The organism is Massilia sp. MP_M2, assembly GCF_039123635.1.
Lineage (GTDB): Bacteria > Pseudomonadota > Gammaproteobacteria > Burkholderiales > Burkholderiaceae_D > Telluria.
In genome coordinates, this window is record NZ_JBCHJF010000003.1 from 1 (window position 1) to 19314 (window position 19314).

The following is a 19314-nucleotide window of genomic DNA, read 5'->3' on the forward strand; positions in this document are numbered from 1 at the left end:
CGAACTTCCATTTCGACCAGTTCCAGCAGTTCTGCGTCGTCGACCAGGTCGCACTTGTTCAGGAACACGATGATGTACGGAACGCCAACTTGACGGGCCAGCAGGATGTGCTCGCGGGTCTGTGGCATTGGGCCGTCAGCAGCCGAGCACACCAGGATCGCGCCGTCCATCTGCGCAGCACCGGTAATCATGTTCTTGATGTAGTCGGCGTGGCCTGGGCAGTCAACGTGAGCGTAGTGACGGTTTTCGGTCTCGTACTCGACGTGCGCGGTGTTGATGGTGATGCCGCGTGCTTTTTCTTCTGGTGCCGCGTCGATCTGGTCGTAGGCCTTGGCTTCGCCGCCGAATTTCTTCGACAGGACGGTAGCGATTGCAGCCGTCAGCGTGGTTTTACCGTGGTCAACGTGACCGATGGTGCCGACGTTTACGTGCGGCTTGGTCCGTTCGAATTTACCTTTTGCCATTTCAGACTCCTAAGATCTAACGATATTTTTGAGAATTACCAGGCACACCTGACGGACGAGTGCAACGCGACTGCCGTACAAAATTCTGGTGCCCTTGACGTGGATTGAACACGTGGCCTCTCCCTTACCAAGGGAGTGCTCTACCACTGAGCTACAAGGGCTGATTTGGTGCGATGTTCAACTTGCACACCGCAAAACACTGGAGCGGGTGAAGGGAATCGAACCCTCGTCGTAAGCTTGGAAGGCTTCTGCTCTACCATTGAGCTACACCCGCGAGGTACAACTTCAATTCGACTTCACGATCTTCTTTTGGTGGTGGGGGCTGGATTCGAACCAGCGTACTCAGAGAGGGCAGATTTACAGTCTGCTGCCTTTAACCACTCGGCCACCCCACCGCGAAGAACCGCAGAGTATGAAGCAAGCTCAACGTACTGTCAATCAGGTTTGGGTAGAAGGTTTTTCTACTTCGCCTGACAGCGTTGCTTCGGGGCGTGATTGTAACGGTCGGACTGTAAAGCCGCAAGGGTCATTTTGCGCGGCACGAAAAAAACTTGTCTTCTTCGTCAAGCCGGCGCCAGCGCGGCCAGCACTTGCGCCTTCAACGCCTTGATCAGCGCCGTCTCATCCGGCGGCACGCCCTCGGGTGCCGTGAAGATGCGGTCGGCGTAGAACAGCCCCAGCTGCGCCTTGCCCACCACCAGCGGCAGCACGATGAAACTCTCGGCGTCCGGCAGCAGCGTCTTGTACCAGGCCGGCAGCAGATCGCGGATCTTGGGGCTGAAGGCATCCGGGATCATCATGTCGGCATTGTTTTCCAGCGCCAGATGAAACAGGTCGCGCGTGAAGGCGCACGGGAAGGTAAAGCCATCCTGCAGCTCGGCTTTGCCCTCCCCCAGAGACGCGCGCGCCCGGAACTTGCCGGTCCGGCCATCGCGCAGGCAGATGGTGGCGAAGCGAAAGCCCAGCGCGCCGTACAGCGTTTCAAGGACGGCCATGATGACGTCGTTGGCGTTCGCGGCAGACCCGCCCAGCACGGAGACATCCTGCACGCCCGCCAGCAGCAGGTCGCGTGCATTCTTGGGCTTGCCACTGGGGTAGAACTCGCCTTCGTCGGCCTCGCCCGCGTCCAGCATCGCCAGCGCCAGCACGTTCGGCAGGCTGCTGCCGGCTTTGGGGTCGGTCTTGGGCGCGCGCTCCATGTTCATGCTCTGCAGCATGCCGCTCATGCTTTCCTGGACCGTGTCGAACAGCGCTGCCAGCCCGGGCCTGTCGAGTCCGAGCGCCACGCCGTAGCGCGCCAGCAGCGCCTCGGCGTCGGGCGCATTGGCGGGGTCATGGTGATGCCCCATCAGGCGCGCCACGTCCTGGCTGAACGCTGCCACCTGGCGCATCCACTCGGCGCGCTCTGGCGCGACCTCGAGCATACTTGGCATGGGCGGGGGCGAGGCCTGGGCCTTGATGATCAGCTCGGGCAGTTGCCATTCGCGCAGCACGGCCTCGGACAGGGTCTCGAAGGTGCAGCCGAGGATCACGCGCGAGGCTTGCGCGTGGGTGTGCTTGCCGGTGGCGACCAGGGCGGCGATCTCGCGGTAGCGTTCCGGCTCGTGGCTGGCCAGCAGCATCGGCCCCAGGTTCTTGAACAGCGCGCAGATCCCCGCTTCCTCGGCGCCCGGATGGGGGCTGCGGTGCGCCATTTCCTGGCCCACCAGGCTGGCGCACAGCGCCGCCTGGAGTTCGACCCGCACGCTGTGCTCGGCAACGTCGAGCGCGTCGACCAGCAGCATCGCCAGCGCGGCGGCGCGCACATTGTCAAAGCCGAGCAAAGAAATGGCGCGCGAGATCGTCGTCACCGGCGCGCCCAGTTGCGTGCGGTACGCCACCGTGTTCGACAGGCGCAGGATGCGCTGAGTCAGCGCCACGTCGGCCATCACGTAATACGCGAGGTCGGCCGAGCCCTCGTCGACGCTGTAACCCATGCCGATCACGCGCGTCATGGTGCCGCCAAGACTGAACATGCGCTCGGTGCCGCTCAGTTTGCGCATCAGCGCGTCACGCACCCGACCCGCGGTGGCGTGGCCATGGGCACCGTGGGGAAGATCGGCCATCGTCAGCCCGCCTTGGGCGCCGGGATGCGCAACCCCTGGCGCCCGCCCTGATCGTGCTGCTTGAGCACTTGCTGGAACAGCGCTGCCAGCGCCGGCAGCTTGGGATTGAGCGGGTCGAGCTTACGCACGTTGCCGATCAGGGTCGGGACCTGGCCACCGAGCCGCTCGTCCCAGCCACCGGCCTCAAGGCAGCGCAGCACGGCCAGCGCGGCATTGAACGCCACCGACGGATTGTTCGGCAGCTTGTGCGCTGCTTCGAGCATCAGCGTGACCGCGCCCCGGTAGTCCCCGCTCTTGGCGCGTGCAGCGCCGCTGGCGACCAGGTCGACCACGTGCTGGCGGCTTTCCTTGACCATCGAGCGCGCCAGTTCGCCCTTGCCCGCGCTGTCCATCACGCCCACCGCGCGCGCCATGACGGCTTCGTCGCCGGCATTGCGCATCACATCGCGCACGACCGAGCAGGCGCCCTCTTCCATGTCATGGTCGAGGCAGCTGCGCGCCAGTTCGAGCTTGATGTCGACCGACACGCCCGGTGCATCCTGGCAGGCCGCCACCGCCGTGGTCAAGGCTTCGCCCAGACGCACCTCGTTGCCGGTGTACTCGTGCACCAGGGCGGAGGCCACCGCGCTGCACAGCGCCGTCGTGGCGCGCCCGCCCATCGTGCGGTCGAGATCGCGCACCACGGCCGCCGCGCCCACCGGATCGCCCTTGCCCACCAGGGTGCGCACCAGCTTGACGTGGTCTTCGGGATCGCGAAACTCGGAATACTTGGCCTTGCCCACCACCTGGCGCAGCGACTTTTCGGCGGTGTCGATGTCGCCCGCATCGAAGGCGATGTCAGCCAGCGTGCGCAGGCGCCGCACCGCGTGGGGCGAGACGGCCACCGCGTCGGCGAGCACGGCCTGCGCCTTGTCGAGCTCGCCGGCCGCAGCGTGGGTGCGCGCCAGCCAGTCGAAGGCGTCGACGAAATTGCGGTTGGTGTCGACCAGCTCTTCGAGAATCTCTTTGGCTTCGGCCAGGCGCTTGCGCACGAACAGCGTCTTGGCCAGCCCCAGCCGGGCCCAGGCAATCGCCTTGATCTCGACCAGGTGCCGGTAAATCGGCTCGGCCAGCTCGGCCTGGCCCAGGAACATGTGCAGCTCGGCGCGCAGGCGCAGGAAGTCGATGGCGTAGCGCGTGTGCAGGCGCTGGCCCTCGATGCAGGCGGCAATCGCCTCCACCTGGTCGCCGGCCTCCATCAGCGTGTACACGGGCAGGAAGGCATTGCGCTTGTCGAGCGCGCGCCCGATACGCTCGAGCAGGCGGTCGGCGGTGAACGGCTTGAGGACGTAGTCGGTCGGGGCGAGCTCGGCCGCGCTGACCACCTTGCTGTGGTTGCCTTCTGCGGTGACCATGAAGAACATCGTGGCCAGGCGCATCAGCTTGTGGTGGCGCAGGTCTTCGAGCAACTGCTGGCCATCCTGGCCGCCTTCGAGGTCGTACTCACACAGGATGAGGTCGAACTGGCGCAGGCCCAGGTGCTTGATCGCCTGGTTGGACGTGCTGGCGTGCTCGATCCGGGTCAGGCCGCACAGCGTGAGCATGCTGTGGATGCTGGCGCGCATTCCTGCATGGGGCTCGATGATCAGGGCCGTCAGGCCTTCCAGTTCGTTCATTGTGGTCCGTATTGGCCTGCGTTGGGCGTGGGGCGGCTGCATGGGCACGCAGTATCGATCCAGTATATTACGGCGCAGAACGAATTAAATGAAATTGGCATGGTGCGCAGTTCCGCAGGCAGGCACGGCGCATAAAAAACGACAACTTACTGCGCGGGTGGGCGGCTGGCGCACTCGGCCGTTGTGGCGCCGGTGCCGACGTTCTGGTACAGCACCTCGTACTTGCCTGCCGTCAGCCGGTCGATCGTGAACGTCGCGCGCGGCTGCACGAAGGCGTGGCGCACATTCGCGCGGCGCTCCAGGTCGTACAGCTTGACGAACACCGGCGAGGCGTTTGCGCTATTGTCGATCGTCACCTGCAGCCCCGCACCTTCGTTACCGACCGGGTAGCCCGGCAGATAGGCCGACTCGGCCGGCCAGGGTTCGCCGCCTGGCGCCGTCAGGGTTTGCAGGTCGGTGCCGCAATCGGGTACGCGCGCGGGCACCACCAGTTGGGCGATGCCGAGCGTGCGAATCACAGGCGCACCACGGCCGGCCCAGATATCGGGCGCAGGCGCGGGCTCGGCGGCTGCGGCTGCGGCCGCCGCCGTTGTCGCTGCTGGCACGGGTGCCGGCGGCGTGCTGGCCAGCACGCTCACTGGCTTTTGCACGCCGCTCCAGGCCAGCGTGCCGGGCATCATGCCCGGCTGCCCGATGAGCAGGACGGCAGCGGCGGCGCCGGCAACGAAACAGGTGGTCAGGCCCAGCCACCAGCGCGGATCGCGCATCAGGCGTGCGCGGCGCGGCCGGTGCGCCGGCATGGCGTCGCCCGCGTCGCCTCCCTTGCGCAGCTGGCCGTCCTTGGCATTCGAGCTTTCCAGCCACTCGACTTCCCATTCTTCGGACGCGATCCACTCGTCGTGCTCCTTGCGGCGCACCGGATCGGCCAGGACGTTGTAGGCAGAATTGACGACCGCCATGATGCGGGCGGCTTTTTCGTCGCCCGGGTTCTTGTCGGGATGGTATTTCTGGCTCAGCGCCTTGTACGAAGCACGAATGACTTCCTGGGGCGCGTGACGCGACACCTTCAGGTTGTCATAGTGTGTGTGAATCTTGGCCATGGTGTGTCAAATCTGCCCGCTGATGCCTGCCATTGATGCTACGTCCTCGGCCCAGGCGGATGGCCGGACCCTGGCGCTGGAATGTCGTACAGCTTAGACGCAATTGTGTCCGTTGTGCAAGATATCACAATTGTCACAGACGATGGCTGCGGTCGGCCTGGACGATTGCATCGGGCAATGTTACAGCCTGCCCGACCACCAGCACCTTGAATAATTCGCCCATTTCCGCTGGTGAAACAAGCTTTTGCACGGCGCGCGACTGCGGCAGAAACCGCAGCGCATCTTCAGGGTTGTTTTCAAGCAACAACTCTCCGATCCCGGCGCCGATCAAAAACGCAGCCTGGCTCATGTAGGCCAGCACCGGCAGGCCGGCATCCTGGGCGGCCAGCGCCATCGCCGTGAAATCGACGTGGGCCGTGATGTCCTGCAGGCCCGGCAGATAGAACGGATCGGGATGCGCGTGGTGGCGGTAATGGCACATCAGGGTGCCGCCGATGCGCTGGTCGAGGTAATACTCGTGGGCCGGGAACCCATAGTCGAACAGGATTGCCGCGCCGCGGCCGCCCGCGAACATCGCGGCCAGCGAGCCCATGAAGCCGGCGCCGACCGGATGCAGTTCGGTGACATAGCCTTCGATCATCTGTTCGTGGTCTAGCACCTGGCGCACCAGTTGCTCGTGCAGGGCCGCGTCGAGCGGCGCCTGGACAAAGGCAAACGCGCCGTCCTCGATCGTGACCATCTGGCGGCGCCAGCCGTCCCGCGTGCGGATCACCAGCTCGACCGGCATCGCATCGAGCACTTCATTGGCCAGCACCACGCCGCTGAAGTGCGCGGGCATCGCGTCCTGCCAGCGCACCTGCGGCAGATCGGCCAGGTTGGCCTGCTGGCGCGCGCGCAGTTCGCCGGACAATTCGATGATGGTGTACGAGTTGACGGCAACGCCCTGACACGCCAGCGCAGTCAGCACGTCACGCGCCAGGCGGCCGGTGCCGGCGCCGAACTCGATGATGTCGGGCGCGCTTTGGGCGATAATAGGGGCTGCCACGCGCGCCACGGTGGCCCCGAACAGCGGCGTCATCTCGGGCGCGGTGATGAAATCGCCCTCGGCGCCGAGCTTGGCGGCGCCGCCGCTGTAATACCCGAGGCGCGGCGCGTACAGCGCCAGTTCCATGAACCGCGAAAACGCGATCTGCCCACCGGCGTCTTCGATGTCACGAGCGATGAGTTGTTGCAGTGCGTGGGACGCGGCCAGGGCGTCGCGGTCGGGAGCGGGAAGGGACATGCCCGCATTGTAGCCAGATTCGCTTTTATCAACAATTTACTGCCTGATGTTCAGGCTGGATCACCAATCATGACCGACACAGTTCCAACCGCCCTGCCCCGGGTTGCGCTGGTGACCGGCGCCGGGCGCCGCCTCGGGCGCGCCATTGCGCTGGGCCTGGCCAGGGCCGGCTGGGATCTTGCGCTGCACTACCGCCATTCCGAGCAGGATGCGATCGCCACCCGCGACGCCATCCTGGCCATGGGCCGGCGCGCCGTGCTGCTGCAATGCGACCTGGCCGACGATGCCGCCGTGCGGCTGCTGGCGGGCCGCGCCATCGACGCGCTCGGCACGTTGACATGCATCGTGAACAACGCGTCGTTGTTCGAATACGACAGCGCCACCGACTTTTCGCCAGCGCTGTTGAACGCGCATATGGCGGCGAATGTCGCAGCGCCATTGCTGCTGGCGCAGGCGCTGCATGCGGCCACGCCGCCAGGCGAGCAAGCCGTGGTCATCAACCTGCTCGACCAGAAACTGTACAATCTCAACCCGGATTTTCTGTCGTACACCTTGTCCAAGGCAGCGCTGCACGCGGCCACGACGATGCTGGCGCAAGCGCTGGCGCCGACCGTGCGCGTGGTGGGCGTGGCGCCCGGCATCACACTGGTCTCGGGCGAGCAGAGCGAGGACGGTTTTGCGCAGGCGCACCGCGCCACGCCGCTGGGGCGCTCCTCGACGCCACAAGACATTGCCGACGCGGTCGTCTACGCCGCCAGCGCCCGCGCGCTGACGGGCACGACCCTGCTGGTCGATGGCGGCCAGCACCTGACGCCATCGACGCGCGACGTCATGTTCCTGACCGAACCGCGTAGCGACGACCCCAACAACCGCAGCACCGAATCATCTATCCAAAAGGCTTAACCATGTTGTCCGCCCTGTCCCACCCGAGCTTGCGCAATTGCCGCCGGCTGTTCCTGCGCAATTACGAAGTGATGATCAATATCGGCGTGCACGATTTCGAAAAGAAGGGCGAGCAACGTGTGCTGATCAATGTTGAGCTGTACATTCCGCTCGAGACGTCGACGCCGAAAGCCGATCAATTGTCTGAAGTGGTCGACTACGACTTCATGCGCGAGACGGTGGCCCAGCGCATTTCCAAGGGCCATATCCACCTGCAAGAGACACTGTGCGACGACATGGTCCAGGCCATGCTGGCCCATCCGCGCGTGCGCGCGGCGGGCGTGTCGACGATGAAACCCGACGTGTATGCCGATTGCGAAGGCGTCGGCGTCGAAGTATTCCGTATCAAGGACGAAGCATGAACGAAACCGTTATCGAGCGCCTGACCGAGGCGGATTTCCCGCTGGGCGAGGCCGCCCCCGTGATCGACGCCAAAAAGCAGGAAAAGATCGCCCACGAAAACCACAAGCTGCACAAGCGCCTGTGCCGCCAGGTCGGCCAGGCCATCGGCGACTTCAACATGATCGAAGACGGCGACAAGGTGATGGTGTGCCTGTCGGGCGGCAAGGACAGCTACGCGCTGCTGGACATCCTCCTGACGCTGCGCGAGCGCGCGCCGATCCACTTCGACATCGTCGCGGTCAACCTCGACCAGAAGCAGCCGAACTTCCCGGCTGACATCCTGCCGGCCTACCTGGACAAGCTCGGCGTGGATTACCACATCGAAAACCAGGACACCTACAGCATCGTCAAGCGCCTGATCCCGGAAGGCAAGACCACCTGCTCGCTGTGCTCGCGCCTGCGGCGCGGCATCCTGTACCGCGTTGCCGATGAGCTGGGCTGCAACAAGATCGCGCTGGGCCACCACCGCGACGACATCCTGGAAACCTTCTTCCTGAACATGTTCTTCGGCGGGAAGCTGAAAGGCATGCCGGCCAAGCTGGTGTCGGACGATGGCAAGCACATGGTGATTCGCCCGATGGCGTATGTGAAAGAGGCTGACACCGAGCGCTATGCGGTGGTAAAAGGCTTCCCGATCATCCCGTGCGACCTGTGCGGCTCGCAGGAAAACCTGCAGCGCAAGCAGATCAAGAACATGCTGCGCGAGTGGGAAAAGAAGCATCCGGGGCGCGTGGAAAGCATTTTCTCGTCGCTGTCGACCGTGGTGCCGTCGCATTTGATGGACCGTAACCTGTTCGGCTTCGCGGATCTGAAGACGGATGGCGTGGCCAATCCGCTAGGGGATATCGCGTTTGATGAAGAGCCATGTTCGACGCCGGTCGCGGGCACAATTTCGCTAGCGCAGCTCTGATCTTCAAAGCCGGGGTCAGGTCTGACATTCGGACACGACCTCAACATTAGGTATTCGCTTTCTCAAAAGCAGCAACCGCGCGGCTGACCGTTTTGGTCGAGACGCCAAAGGAGATCGCAATCTGCGGCATGGTGTAGGCGGTCGATCGGTAGGCGCGCGCCATTGCCTCAGCCCTGTCGGGATATTTGCCTTGGTAGTCGACCAAGGGAAGCGCAACTGCGCGCCGCGCCGCCCGCTTGGTTTCCTTGAGCGCTTCAGATCGCTGCATCTGCTGGTGCTCGGATACGAAAACTTCATCCCCCAGAAGGATTTGATGGCGGGTGGCGTTCAGCGGGTTCGCTTGCCCGACACCCGCCAGTACAAACGCCTGATATGCCTCAATGGCGCTGGCGCGTGTGTCACCGAACCGCGCCAGGAGCCAATCGCGCGCCAACCATGCAGGCGGCGTTTCATCCCCGACAAAATAACGATGACTGCTCCATCGCCATTTCTCCAGTGCTTCGACGACATGTGCACGTAATGGGTTCAACACGATGTACCGGCACACTTCCAGAAGATAACTTTCCTTTTGCACCAGAATCGCCTTGTAGCGCCCTTGAAACAAGTGACCGACAAGATGATGCCGTCGATTGACGTGCTGCGAATACAAGCCGTTGAGTTGACGCATGCATTGCGGAAGATTTGCTTCAGCCGTTTCGATCAGCAGATGGTAGTGATTGGTCATCTGGCAAAAGCTGTGGATGACGCAGTGGTGGCGTTCACACACCTTTGCAAGAACCTCTAACCAAATCCGGCGATCGGCTTCATCGCGATAGATCGTGCTACGCCGGTTGCCGCGCGACGTCACATGGTAGAGCGCGCCGGGAAAGTCGAGTCTGAGTGGTCGTGTCATCCGATCACGCTAGTGGATGCGGGATCGCTGGCGCTGAGATTTCTCAGCATTCAGAGAAACTATTCGACCACGGCTGAGGCCGTGTCCGAATGTCAGACCTGACCCCGGCTTTGGAACCAGCGCGATTCAGTTCAAGCGGCCGTTGACACCGCCTATGCTGTAACGTCCCGCCCCCAGCAATGCGACCGTCACTGCCGCAAAGAAGAACATGCCCTGCAGTTCCAGCGCCCAGCCGCCGGTCTCGTTGAGCGTGAAGAACTGGCTCGTGTGCGCCAGCAGCACGGCGACGATCATGTTGATGGCCACGATCAGCGCGGCAGGACGGGTGAACAGGCCAAACAGGATCAGCAGCGGTGCCACGACTTCGCCGATGTATACCCCGTAACCAAACACGGCGGGCAGGCCGGCTTTGGCCAGCATGTCGGCCACGAAGCCGATGCCGCCGCTCAGTTTGGCAACGCCGTGGAACAGCAGCATCGTGGCCAGGGCGACGCGCAGCACCAGTTTGCCGGCGTCGTTGGTGTTGGTATTCAATTGTGTAGAAGTCGTTTGCATGATCGTTCTTTCGTAAATGAAAACAAGGTAAATCGTTAGTTGAACGCGTAGGCATCCATGGCCAGCACGCCATGTTCGACACTCGTGTGCAGCAGCGATGCCCTGGCATCGGGCCCGGCAGCGCCCATCGCCACGAACAGCGGCAGCAGGTGTTCTTCAGTCGGATGGTTTTTCGCGGCCATCGGCGCCAGCTGGCGGTAGTCCAGCAAGGCGGCGCGGTCATTGGCAATCAGCCGCTCGCGCATCCAGGTGCCGAAGTCGCTGACCCAGGCTGGCGCCGGCGCATCGGCGCTGTGCCCGCGGATTTCATACAGGTTGTGCGTCAGTGATCCCGAACCGATGACCAGCACGCCGTCCTGGCGCAAGGCTTGCAGCGCCAAACCAAGTTGCTGATGCAGTGCGGGGGCGGCGCCATGCACGATCGAGATCTGCATGACCGGCAGATCGGCGGCCGGATACATCAGGCTGAGCGGAACCCAGGCGCCATGGTCCAGGCCCCGCGTCGCACTGCGGCCGACCGGGATGCCGGCCGCTTCGAACAGCGCAGCCGCGCGCTCGGCGGCGGCAGGCGCGCCCGGTGCCGGATAGCGCATGTCGAACAGCGCTTGCGGGAAGCCGCCAAAGTCGTGGATCGTTTCTGGCTGGGCTGCCAGCGAGACGGCCGGGCCGCCGGCGGTTTCCCAGTGCGCCGAGACGACCGCAATCGCGCTCGGCCGTGGCAGCGTCTGGCCCAGGCCCTGCAGGAAGCGGCGTGCCGGACTGTCTTGCAAGGCAAGCATCGGCGATCCATGTGACACGAAGAGAGTAGGCAAGTTCATGGTGCACCTCGTTAATTGATGCGTCCATGTTACCCATGTCTCTTTCGTTGATAAAGCAGGTAAGGGTGGTTAAACTATTTCCATTTGATTGACAATCTCGCCCAATGGACTTGCTCGGCTCGATGAAAACCTACGTTGCCGTGGTCGATAGCGGCAGCTTCGCTGCTGCGGCGACCAGGCTGGCCGTGTCACGTGCCATGGTGTCCAAGCAGGTGCAAAAGCTCGAAGAACACCTGGGCACGCGCCTGCTGAACCGCACCACCCGGCGCCTGAGCCTGACCGAAACCGGCCGTGCCTTCCACGAGCGCAGCGTGCAGATCCTGGGGGACGTGAACGAGGCCGAACAGATTGCCGGCCAGATGACGACGATGCCACGCGGCGTGCTGCGCGTGACGATTCCGCTGTCCTATGCCCAGCATCGCCTGGGCAGCATCATCGGCGCCTATACCCAGGCCTACCCGCAGGTGCAGCTCGATATTGCGCTGTCGGACCGCAAGGTCGACCTGATCGAGGAAGGCTTTGATGTGGCGATCCGGATCGGCGCCCTGCCCCAATCGGATCTGATCGCGCGCAAGCTCGGCGTCGCGCGCAGCATCGTGTGCGCCTCGCCCGGCTACCTGGCCGCGCACGGCACGCCGCAGACGCCGCACGACCTGGGCCGGCATACATGCCTGAGCTACTCATTGAGCGGGGGCGGCGCCGACTGGCGCCTGGAGTCCGCTGGCGAACACCTCACCGTGCCGGTACATGGCCCGATGAAGGCCGACAATGGCGACATGATCCGCCTGGCGGCCGTCGCCGGCGCCGGCATCGTCTTCCAGCCGCATTTCATCGTGGGCGAGGATCTGGCTGCCGGGCGGCTGGTGCAGGTGCTACCCGGCTGGCAGTCAGCCGAGCTGGGCATCCATGCGCTCTATCCGAGCCGCAAGCACCTGTCGGCCAAGGTGCGTACCTTCGTCGACTTCATCGTGGCCGCGCTGGCCTGAACGGTCGCGGCCAGCGGCATCAGTACAGCACCACCGAGCGGATCGACTCGCCGCTTTTCATCAGGTCGAACCCTTCATTGATGCGCTCGAGCGGCAGCCGGTGCGTGATCAGGTCGTCGATATTGAGTTTGCCTTCCATATACCAGTCGACGATCTTCGGCACATCGGTGCGGCCCCGTGCGCCGCCGAAGGCCGAACCGCGCCACTCGCGGCCCGTCACCAGCTGGAATGGCCGGGTCGCGATTTCTTCGCCAGCGGCCGCCACGCCGATGATGAACGATTTGCCCCAGCCCTTGTGCGTGCACTCGAGCGCCTGGCGCATCGTGTTGACGTTGCCGACACACTCGAAACTGTAGTCGGCGCCGCCATCGGTGATCTGCACGATCGCATCGACGACATTCTCGACTTCTTTCGGATTGACGAAATGGGTCATGCCGAACTTGCGCGCCATGGCCTGACGCGCCGGATTGATGTCGACACCGATGATCTTGTCGGCGCCCACCATTTTCGCGGCCTGGATCACGTTCAGACCGATCCCGCCCAGGCCAAACACGACCACGTTGGCGCCCGCTTCGACCTTGGCCGAAAACAGCACCGCGCCCACGCCGGTCGTCACGCCGCAACCGATGTAGCAGACCTTGTCGAACGGGGCATCTTGACGGATTTTCGCCAGCGCGATTTCCGGCACCACGATGTAGTTCGAGAAGGTCGACGTGCCCATGTAGTGAAACAGCGGCTTGCCATCGAGCGAAAAGCGGCTGGTCGCGTCGGGCATCAGGCCGCGGCCCTGCGTGCTGCGGATCGCCTGGCACAGGTTGGTCTTTTGCGACAGACAGAATTTGCACTGGCGGCATTCGGGCGTGTACAGCGGAATGACGTGATCATCCTTTCTCAAGGTCGTCACGCCAGGGCCCACATCGACCACGATGCCCGCGCCTTCATGGCCCAGGATCGCCGGGAACAGGCCTTCCGGATCGGCGCCCGACAGCGTGTAGTAATCGGTATGACAAATGCCGGTCGCTTTCAGTTCAATCAATACTTCGCCCTCGCGCGGGCCATCCAGATCGACTTCTTCGATCGTCAATGGCGCGCCGGCGCGCCAGGCAATGGCTGCTTTGGTTTTCATGGTGATGGTCTCTGGCTAAGTAAAATGGAAGGCGGCCATTGTGTCGGCGCGGGTGCGGCCACCGATGCCGCCGGGCCGGAAATGGCAGGATTTGGTGCAATAATGACCGGATCTTCGCCACTGACTGCCCTGCCGATGCCATCTGCGCCACCTCCGGACACCATCACCGTCGACATCGTCGTCTACCCCGGCTTCAAGGCGATGGAAGCGATCGGCCCCATGTCGGTGTTCGAATACGCCAATCTGCACCTGGCGCGGCAAGGCAAGGCGGCCGGCTACGATGTGCGCGTGGCGTCCTTCAAGACCGGGCCGATCCGCTCGGACACCCTGATGTCGCTCGAGGCCACGAAGGTGGTCAACATGCTGGCCCTGCCCCACACCGCAATGGTGGTGGGTGCGCGCCACATCCAGGCTGCGCTGGTCGAAAGCGCCGCCCTGATCGACTGGATCCGCGACGCCACCCCGCGCCTCGAGCGCCTCAGCGCCCTGTGCTCGGGCGCCTTCTTCCTGGCCGCCGCTGGCGCCCTCGACGGCAAACGCGCCACCACGCACTGGGGCGTGGCCGCTCGCCTGCAAGCTGATTTCCCCGCCATCGACATCGATGCCGACGCCATCTTCATCCGCTCCGGCAATGTCTGGACCTCGGCCGGCGTCACGGCCGGCATGGACCTGGCCCTCGCACTGGTGGAACAGGACTTCGGGCGCGCGCTGGCGCTGGACGTGGCCACCGAGATGGTCGTCTACCTGAAGCGTCCTGGCGGCCAGTCGCAGTTCAGCGCGCATCTGCTCAGCGAGCGCACGGCCAAGCCGAATATCCGCGAGCTGCAAAGCTGGATCCTGGATAACCTGCACGAGCGCCTGTCGGTCGCCCAGCTGGCGCACAAGGCGATGATGAGCGAGCGCCATTTCGCCCGCGTGTTCCAGCAAGAGGTGGGCATGAGCACCCAGGAATTCATCGAAACCTGCCGCTTCGAGCGCGCCACGCAGTTGCTGGCCGACGTGGCGCTGCCGCTGAAGACGGTCGCGGCGCGCGCCTGCTTCAGCGACGAAGCGCACATGCGCCGGGTGTTCCTGAAAAAGCTGGGGATTGCGCCGAAAGTGTATCGCGAACGCTTCGCCACGACGGGTGTCGCGGCCGCACGCATGGCCAACGCACACGGCGACTGACAGCCCCGTGCTACGCTGCTTTTATCCACACCATGCTGAGAGACTGCGATGCAACTTTCCCTGACACGACCCTTGCAACTGTTGGGTCGAATGGCACTGGCCGTTGCCCTGCTCGCGCCCGGCGCCGCCATGGCCCAACCCGACATGATCTACCTGGTGCGCCACGGCGAAAAAGCCAGCAACGGCAACGACCCATCGCTCACGCCGCAAGGCCGCCAGCGCGCGCAGAATATTGCCGCGATGCTGCACCGCGCGGGCATCAAGGCCATCTTCAGCAGCGCTACCGTCCGCACGCGGGAAACCGCGCAGCCGCTCTCGACGTCGCTCAGCCTGCCCGTGCAGCAATACGATGCGGGCAAGCCGGAGGCGCTGGTCGCCAGGGTCAAGGCGCTGCAAGGTGCGGTATTGGTGGTAGGCCACTCCAATACGCTACCGGAACTGGTGCGCCTGTTCGGCGGTGCGCCAGGGACGGACATCGGGGACAACGAGTATGACCGGCTGTATCAGCTGATCAATGGTGCAGATGGAAAAATAACGACAGTGTTGTTGACGTCGTTGCCGGAGACACCGTAACGCCGGTGCATGGCGCGAGCAGACGATGCGATGACGCGTATGAACGCATTTACCGCAAGAAATCAATTTTTGCCGCGTGCTCAAGCGCATCGACGTCTCCCCCGCGAATCTGGTCAAGATGCTGGCTGATCCAGTCCATCGGACGATCCCACCAGGCGACTGATTGCAGTCTGCGTACGCTCTGCGCGTCGAATCGTGGTCGCACCATCTGTGCCGGATTGCCACCGACGATCGTATAGGGCGCGACATCGGCTGTTACCACAGAGCGCGCTGCAATGATCGCGCCGTCGCCGATCGTCACGCCTGGCATGATCAGCGCATCGTAGCCAATCCACACATCGTTGCCAATGACGGTATCGCCTTTGTACGGCAGCTCGTCTGACCTTGGTCGCGCAACGTCCCATCCGTTACCGAAGATAAAGAACGGGTAGGTCGAGATACCACCCATTTGGTGATTGGCACCATTCATGATGAATTTGACGCCCCGTGCAATCGCACAAAACTTACCGATTCTTAGCCGATCCCCGATAAAAGGAAAGTGATACAGCACGTTTTTTTCGAAGTTGTCGACACCATCCGGATCGTCGTAGTAGGTGAAATCACCCACTTCAATGTTTGGCCGTGTGATGACATTTTTCAGAAAGCAGATTTGCGGAAAACCTTCCATCGGGTAAATCGTGTCAGGACTTGGGCCATGCATTCGTGTTCTCCAATACGCTGCTTCAGGTCGTCGCTGCTGGGAGGCTCGTCATGGCCGACCTGTCGTTCGGCCATGACAGCCCTGGTTACAGCGCCGTATCCGTGCGCAGCACCGGATACAGATTCAAGCGCTCGTCATACGACGAATGCCGCTTGGCGAAGAACGCCAGGCGCGCCTGCGGGTTCTTGGCAAACTCTGGGTCCGACGCCAGGCGCTCGGCAAATTCCGCCGCCACTTTCGAGTCGGCCGCCATCTGCTCGCGCGCCACGTCTTCGGCCACGTAGTCTTCCATGTATTCCTTGCGCTCGAAGGCCGTGTTGAACGTGCCCCAGGCCAGCAGCGAATCGGGCGCCTGCGGCTCGAACATCGCCACCACCAGCCGCGCCTTCGGCTGCGCGATCGGCACGAACAGCGAACCGGCCGTCACTGCGCGTGGTTCAGCCATCCACTTGCCGGTGACCGTCAGGCGCTGGTGCCCTTCGACCGAGGCAGCGTCGAGCGTCGCCTTGTCGGCGCGGAAGGTCTCGACGTTGGCGCGCGCCACGCCCTGATCCAGCTTGCGGAATACCACGCCATGCTGGCGCAGTTTTTCGCCGACAATGGCCGCCTGCGCAGCCGGCACGATGTAGCCGGCGCCCGGCGCGGTGACTTCCACATCGGCCACGACCTGCTCACGCAGCGGCACGCGCCACACTTGCGGCTTCGTTTCATCGTAGCGCGTCATCAGGCCGCCCGAAATCTCCGATGGCTTGCGCGTGTATTCGTAGCCGTTGAAATTGACCATCTCCGACTTGTCGGTGGTGCGGTAGTTCAGCGCCACCTTCTTGTTGCCCAGTTTTGCTGCGCGCGCGTCGGCCGCATAGGCCGCTTTTTGCCAGTCCGCACCGTTCTTTGCGATCTGGTTCAGCACCGACACCACGGTGTTGCGGGTGATGCGCACACGCACCGGGTATTCTTTCCACGAGTGCGTTTCCACCAGCATCGCCATGCGGTTACGCAGCTGGAAATAGCCGGTCGAAAAACGCGGGTCCGACACGCCGTCCTCGAAGCCCGACATCGGATCGTCCTGCTTCACGAACGACATGTAGTACGACTGCGGCGTCGAGCCTTCTTTCGCGATGTCCTTGATGACGTTGCTGCGCAAGGCCAGGCCGGCCTTGCGGAACTCGGGGTCGCCCGAATACACCGGCTCGACCTGGATCGAGATATCGTGCTGGAACTTCGCGCCATTGGTTGCGTGCAGGTCGACATAGGTCAGCGGATCCCAGGCGTTGACGAGGCCCAGCATCGCCTGCATTTCCGGCGCATCGGCCTTCAGGTAGTCGCGGTTCAGGTTCAGGTTCTGGGCGGTGGTGCGCCAGCCCATTTCCACCGGGCCGCGCTGGTTCGGACGGTTCCATTTGCCGAAGCGCTCGTGCCCGTCGACGTTAAATACCGGCACGAACAGCAGCACCTGCTTGTCGAGCGCGCCCTTGCCCGCGCGCCCTTCGAGGATTTCGCGCAGCGCCAGGAAACCCGCATCCTTGCCGTCGATCTCGCCGGCGTGAATGCCGCCCTGGATCAGCGTGACGGGCAAGCCCGCCTTTTTGGCGGCCGCGGGCGTGAACACGCCGTTATTGTTGGCCACCAGCGCCTTCATCGGGCGGCCTTCCGGCGTGATGCCGAAATCGATGCACTGCACCTGCTTTGGATACGCCTGCGCAAACGCGGCGCACAGTGCGATCGTTTCATCGTAGCGGCCGGTGGCCTGGAAGCCGGAGCGTTCCGAGATCGTCGTCAGATCGGGGGTAGCGGCGTGCGCCAGGGGGAATGCGGACAGCAGGGCCAGCAGTAACGCAGAACGAATCATCGAGAAGCTCCGGCAGGTGACAGGGAAGCCGACGATTATAGACGCGTTCTTGACGCAAAGTTAAGTTCTGGAAACACGAAGGGCGGCGCGCCGATTGGCCACGCCGCCCGTCAATACGGCCGGTCTGCTCAGCGCGGCGGGGCGCCGGGCGTTGGCCTGATCGCGATTTCTTTCACCTGCGGCCGCACGATTTCCATCGGCACGACGCGGGCGCGGGCCGTCGTCGACACCGGGCACGCCTGCGTGGCGCGGTAGGTCAGCGCGGCAGCCAGCAAGCCTTCGCTCTGGTCGCCCACCGGCCGCGTCAGGTCGTCGCCCACCTGGCAGGTCGGCGCAAAGCCATCGGTAAAGTCGCCGAAGCCCTTGTTGTTGACGCCCTTGAACTCGATCGAGAAATACGTCGTGCCGCAGTTCGGCACCGGCGTGAAGCCGTAGGGTTTACCGCAGGTGGTGCCGCCGATCTGGATGACCTCGACATCGGCGCCGCGCAAGCCATTGATCACCGATTCGCTGGCCGAGCAGGTGCCGGCCGTGCTCAGCACCGTCACGCGCTTCAGGCCCAGGGTCGGCAGCGGCGTGCCGGTGCGCACCGGGTTGCTCGAGGCAAAGCCCCACGCGGTCGAGCGGAAGGGCAGCGGCGCTTCGCGCGGCAACTTGTCGTTGTACTGCGATTGCTCGAACACCTTGCCGGCCGTCGACTCCGGTCCCGAGATCATATAGGCCAGCTGGCTGGCCAGGAACAGCAGGCCGCCGCCGTTGTAACGGATGTCGAGCACCAGGTCGGTCACGCCGGCCTGGCGGAACGTGGTGAAGGCGTCGATCAGCTGTTTTTCGGAGACCGCATTGAAGGTGTCGAAGGTCAGGTAGCCGACCTTGCCGGTCGCGGTGTCGATGATCTTGACGTTCTTGACTGGTGCGATGCGCACCTCGGCGCCCGTCATCGTCACCTCGAACGGCACGCCGCCGCGCTGCAGCGTGAAGCGGTGCGCGCTGCCGGCCGTTTCGGGGAACAGGGCCGCGTTGATGCGCGCGATCGATGCCGCGTCGCTTGCGCTGACGAAGTCGATGCCATCGATCCTGGTCAGCTGGTCGCCGCGCACCAGGCCTGCGGCGGCGCCCGGCGAACCCGGCTCAACGGCCGTGATCAGCCAGGTGCGCGGCGCCGTGCCGCCCGCGTTGCGCGACCATGTGATGCCGTAGCCCAGGTCGATGCCCTGGGTCTGCATCGCTTCCCATTCGGCGGTGGGATAGGTGAAGTGGTAACGGTCCTTGGCTTGCCCGGTGGCGGTTACGGCCGGCGTCTTGAGCACGTCGAAGTAGGCAATGGCGCTCTTGAAATCGGCCGTCTTGTAGGTGTTCGGGACTTCGTTGTACCAGAGGTAGTACTGGTTGGTCCAGGCGCGCAGGAATTTCAGCTCGTCCAGCAGCGTGCCCTGCACATCGGGATATGCCTTGCCGCTGGCATCAAAGCCCGCGCGCGGCGCGGCGCACTTGTTCCAGTAAGTGCCATAGGCATCGCCGAGCAGGTTGGGATTGAGGTCTTCCGGCGTGGCGCTATTGACGGTCGGGGTTGGGGTTGGCGTGACCGGCGCCGTTGGCGTGTCTGCCACGGGCGGCCGCGCGCCCACACCGGGCGAGCCCCCGCCACCGCCGCACCCGGCGAGAACGAACAGCGCACCCAGCGCGCTTGACATCAGACGGACGGGAAATGCCTTGCGCGGAAGGGAGAATGTCGGGCTCATGCAAATGATTATAGACGGCGGTTTTACTGCACAACACCACCAAATG

At 63.8% G+C, this 19314-nt stretch carries 18 protein-coding genes and 3 tRNA genes; 6 read left to right on the forward strand and 15 right to left on the reverse strand.

The genetic code is table 11. The features are described from left to right. From RCH14_RS07680 to RCH14_RS07715, 8 genes are all read right to left on the reverse strand, one after another. Window positions 1-464 (reverse strand): GTP-binding protein (locus RCH14_RS07680; RefSeq protein WP_290420889.1); only part of this gene is annotated, 464 nt, incomplete at its 3' end. Between the two features lie 86 nt (window positions 465-550). Further along, window positions 551-625, reverse strand: a tRNA-Thr gene (locus tag RCH14_RS07685). Window positions 626-664: 39 nt separating this feature from the next. Beyond that, window positions 665-738 (reverse strand) — tRNA-Gly (locus RCH14_RS07690). Between the two features lie 36 nt (window positions 739-774). Continuing rightward, a tRNA-Tyr gene (locus tag RCH14_RS07695) sits at window positions 775-859 on the reverse strand. A 168-nt stretch (window positions 860-1027) separates the two neighbouring features. Beyond that, window positions 1028-2569: an HDOD domain-containing protein gene (locus RCH14_RS07700; protein WP_343025556.1), complete on the reverse strand. Its 1542-nt coding sequence runs from the start codon at window positions 2567-2569 to the stop codon at window positions 1028-1030. 2 nt (window positions 2570-2571) lie between these two features. Continuing rightward, window positions 2572-4224 (reverse strand): response regulator, encoded by a 1653-nt coding sequence (locus tag RCH14_RS07705; protein ID WP_343025557.1) that lies wholly within the window; start codon window positions 4222-4224, stop codon window positions 2572-2574. Between the two features lie 146 nt (window positions 4225-4370). Beyond that, complete coding sequence (locus RCH14_RS07710) at window positions 4371-5324, reverse strand: J domain-containing protein (protein WP_343025558.1); 954 nt, start codon at window positions 5322-5324, stop codon at window positions 4371-4373. 133 nt (window positions 5325-5457) lie between these two features. Further along, complete coding sequence (locus RCH14_RS07715) at window positions 5458-6606, reverse strand: SAM-dependent methyltransferase (RefSeq protein ID WP_343025559.1); 1149 nt, start codon at window positions 6604-6606, stop codon at window positions 5458-5460. A gap of 69 nt (window positions 6607-6675) precedes the next feature. On the opposite strand from RCH14_RS07715, the gene RCH14_RS07720 reads away from it, so the two are divergent. Genes RCH14_RS07720 through ttcA form a run of 3 tightly spaced genes read left to right on the forward strand, consistent with a single transcriptional unit; the run spans window position 6676 to window position 8860 of the window. Further along, a complete protein-coding gene (locus tag RCH14_RS07720; RefSeq protein WP_343025560.1) occupies window positions 6676-7509 on the forward strand; it encodes an SDR family oxidoreductase in 834 nt (277 codons plus the stop codon). Window positions 7510-7511: 2 nt separating this feature from the next. Next, window positions 7512-7910 (forward strand): dihydroneopterin aldolase, encoded by a 399-nt coding sequence (locus tag RCH14_RS07725; protein ID WP_343025561.1) that lies wholly within the window; start codon window positions 7512-7514, stop codon window positions 7908-7910. Then, complete coding sequence (gene ttcA, locus RCH14_RS07730; RefSeq protein ID WP_343025562.1) at window positions 7907-8860, forward strand: tRNA 2-thiocytidine(32) synthetase TtcA; 954 nt, start codon at window positions 7907-7909, stop codon at window positions 8858-8860. Before RCH14_RS07725 ends, ttcA begins: the two co-directional genes overlap by 4 nt. A gap of 46 nt (window positions 8861-8906) precedes the next feature. Here the strand turns inward: ttcA and RCH14_RS07735 are convergent, their stop codons facing one another. The 3 genes from RCH14_RS07735 to RCH14_RS07745 form a co-directional block, all read right to left on the reverse strand. Then, entirely contained in the window at window positions 8907-9752 is an 846-nt protein-coding gene (locus tag RCH14_RS07735; RefSeq protein ID WP_343025563.1) for a transposase, read from the reverse strand. A gap of 126 nt (window positions 9753-9878) precedes the next feature. Then, the gene (locus RCH14_RS07740; protein ID WP_343025564.1) at window positions 9879-10307 is read right to left on the reverse strand and encodes a DoxX family protein; all 429 of its coding nucleotides are present in this window, start codon (window positions 10305-10307) and stop codon (window positions 9879-9881) included. 35 nt (window positions 10308-10342) lie between these two features. After that, window positions 10343-11125: a class III extradiol ring-cleavage dioxygenase gene (locus RCH14_RS07745; RefSeq protein WP_343025565.1), complete on the reverse strand. Its 783-nt coding sequence runs from the start codon at window positions 11123-11125 to the stop codon at window positions 10343-10345. Window positions 11126-11247: 122 nt separating this feature from the next. On the opposite strand from RCH14_RS07745, the gene RCH14_RS07750 reads away from it, so the two are divergent. Then, on the forward strand, window positions 11248-12111 hold the full coding sequence (locus tag RCH14_RS07750) for a LysR family transcriptional regulator (protein ID WP_343025566.1): 864 nt from the start codon (window positions 11248-11250) through the stop codon (window positions 12109-12111). A gap of 19 nt (window positions 12112-12130) precedes the next feature. On the opposite strand, the gene RCH14_RS07755 is transcribed toward RCH14_RS07750, so the two are convergent. Then, a complete protein-coding gene (locus tag RCH14_RS07755) occupies window positions 12131-13237 on the reverse strand; it encodes an S-(hydroxymethyl)glutathione dehydrogenase/class III alcohol dehydrogenase (RefSeq protein WP_343025567.1) in 1107 nt (368 codons plus the stop codon). A gap of 102 nt (window positions 13238-13339) precedes the next feature. On the opposite strand from RCH14_RS07755, the gene RCH14_RS07760 reads away from it, so the two are divergent. After that, a complete protein-coding gene (locus RCH14_RS07760) occupies window positions 13340-14404 on the forward strand; it encodes a GlxA family transcriptional regulator (RefSeq protein ID WP_407070062.1) in 1065 nt (354 codons plus the stop codon). 90 nt (window positions 14405-14494) lie between these two features. Beyond that, window positions 14495-14977 carry a phosphoglycerate mutase family protein gene (locus RCH14_RS07765; protein ID WP_343025568.1) on the forward strand — a complete coding sequence of 161 codons (483 nt, stop codon included), beginning with the start codon at window positions 14495-14497 and terminating at the stop codon, window positions 14975-14977. 49 nt (window positions 14978-15026) lie between these two features. Here RCH14_RS07765 and RCH14_RS07770 read toward each other — a convergent pair whose 3' ends face one another. The 3 genes from RCH14_RS07770 to RCH14_RS07780 all read right to left on the reverse strand — a co-directional run bounded on the left by RCH14_RS07770 (window position 15027) and on the right by RCH14_RS07780 (window position 19268). Further along, complete coding sequence (locus tag RCH14_RS07770) at window positions 15027-15677, reverse strand: Vat family streptogramin A O-acetyltransferase (protein WP_343025569.1); 651 nt, start codon at window positions 15675-15677, stop codon at window positions 15027-15029. An 85-nt stretch (window positions 15678-15762) separates the two neighbouring features. Further along, entirely contained in the window at window positions 15763-17526 is a 1764-nt protein-coding gene (locus RCH14_RS07775; RefSeq protein ID WP_343025570.1) for a M14 family metallopeptidase, read from the reverse strand. Window positions 17527-17654: 128 nt separating this feature from the next. Next, the gene (locus RCH14_RS07780) at window positions 17655-19268 is read right to left on the reverse strand and encodes a S41 family peptidase (RefSeq protein ID WP_343025571.1); all 1614 of its coding nucleotides are present in this window, start codon (window positions 19266-19268) and stop codon (window positions 17655-17657) included. Between the last annotated feature and the right edge of the window lie 46 nt (window positions 19269-19314).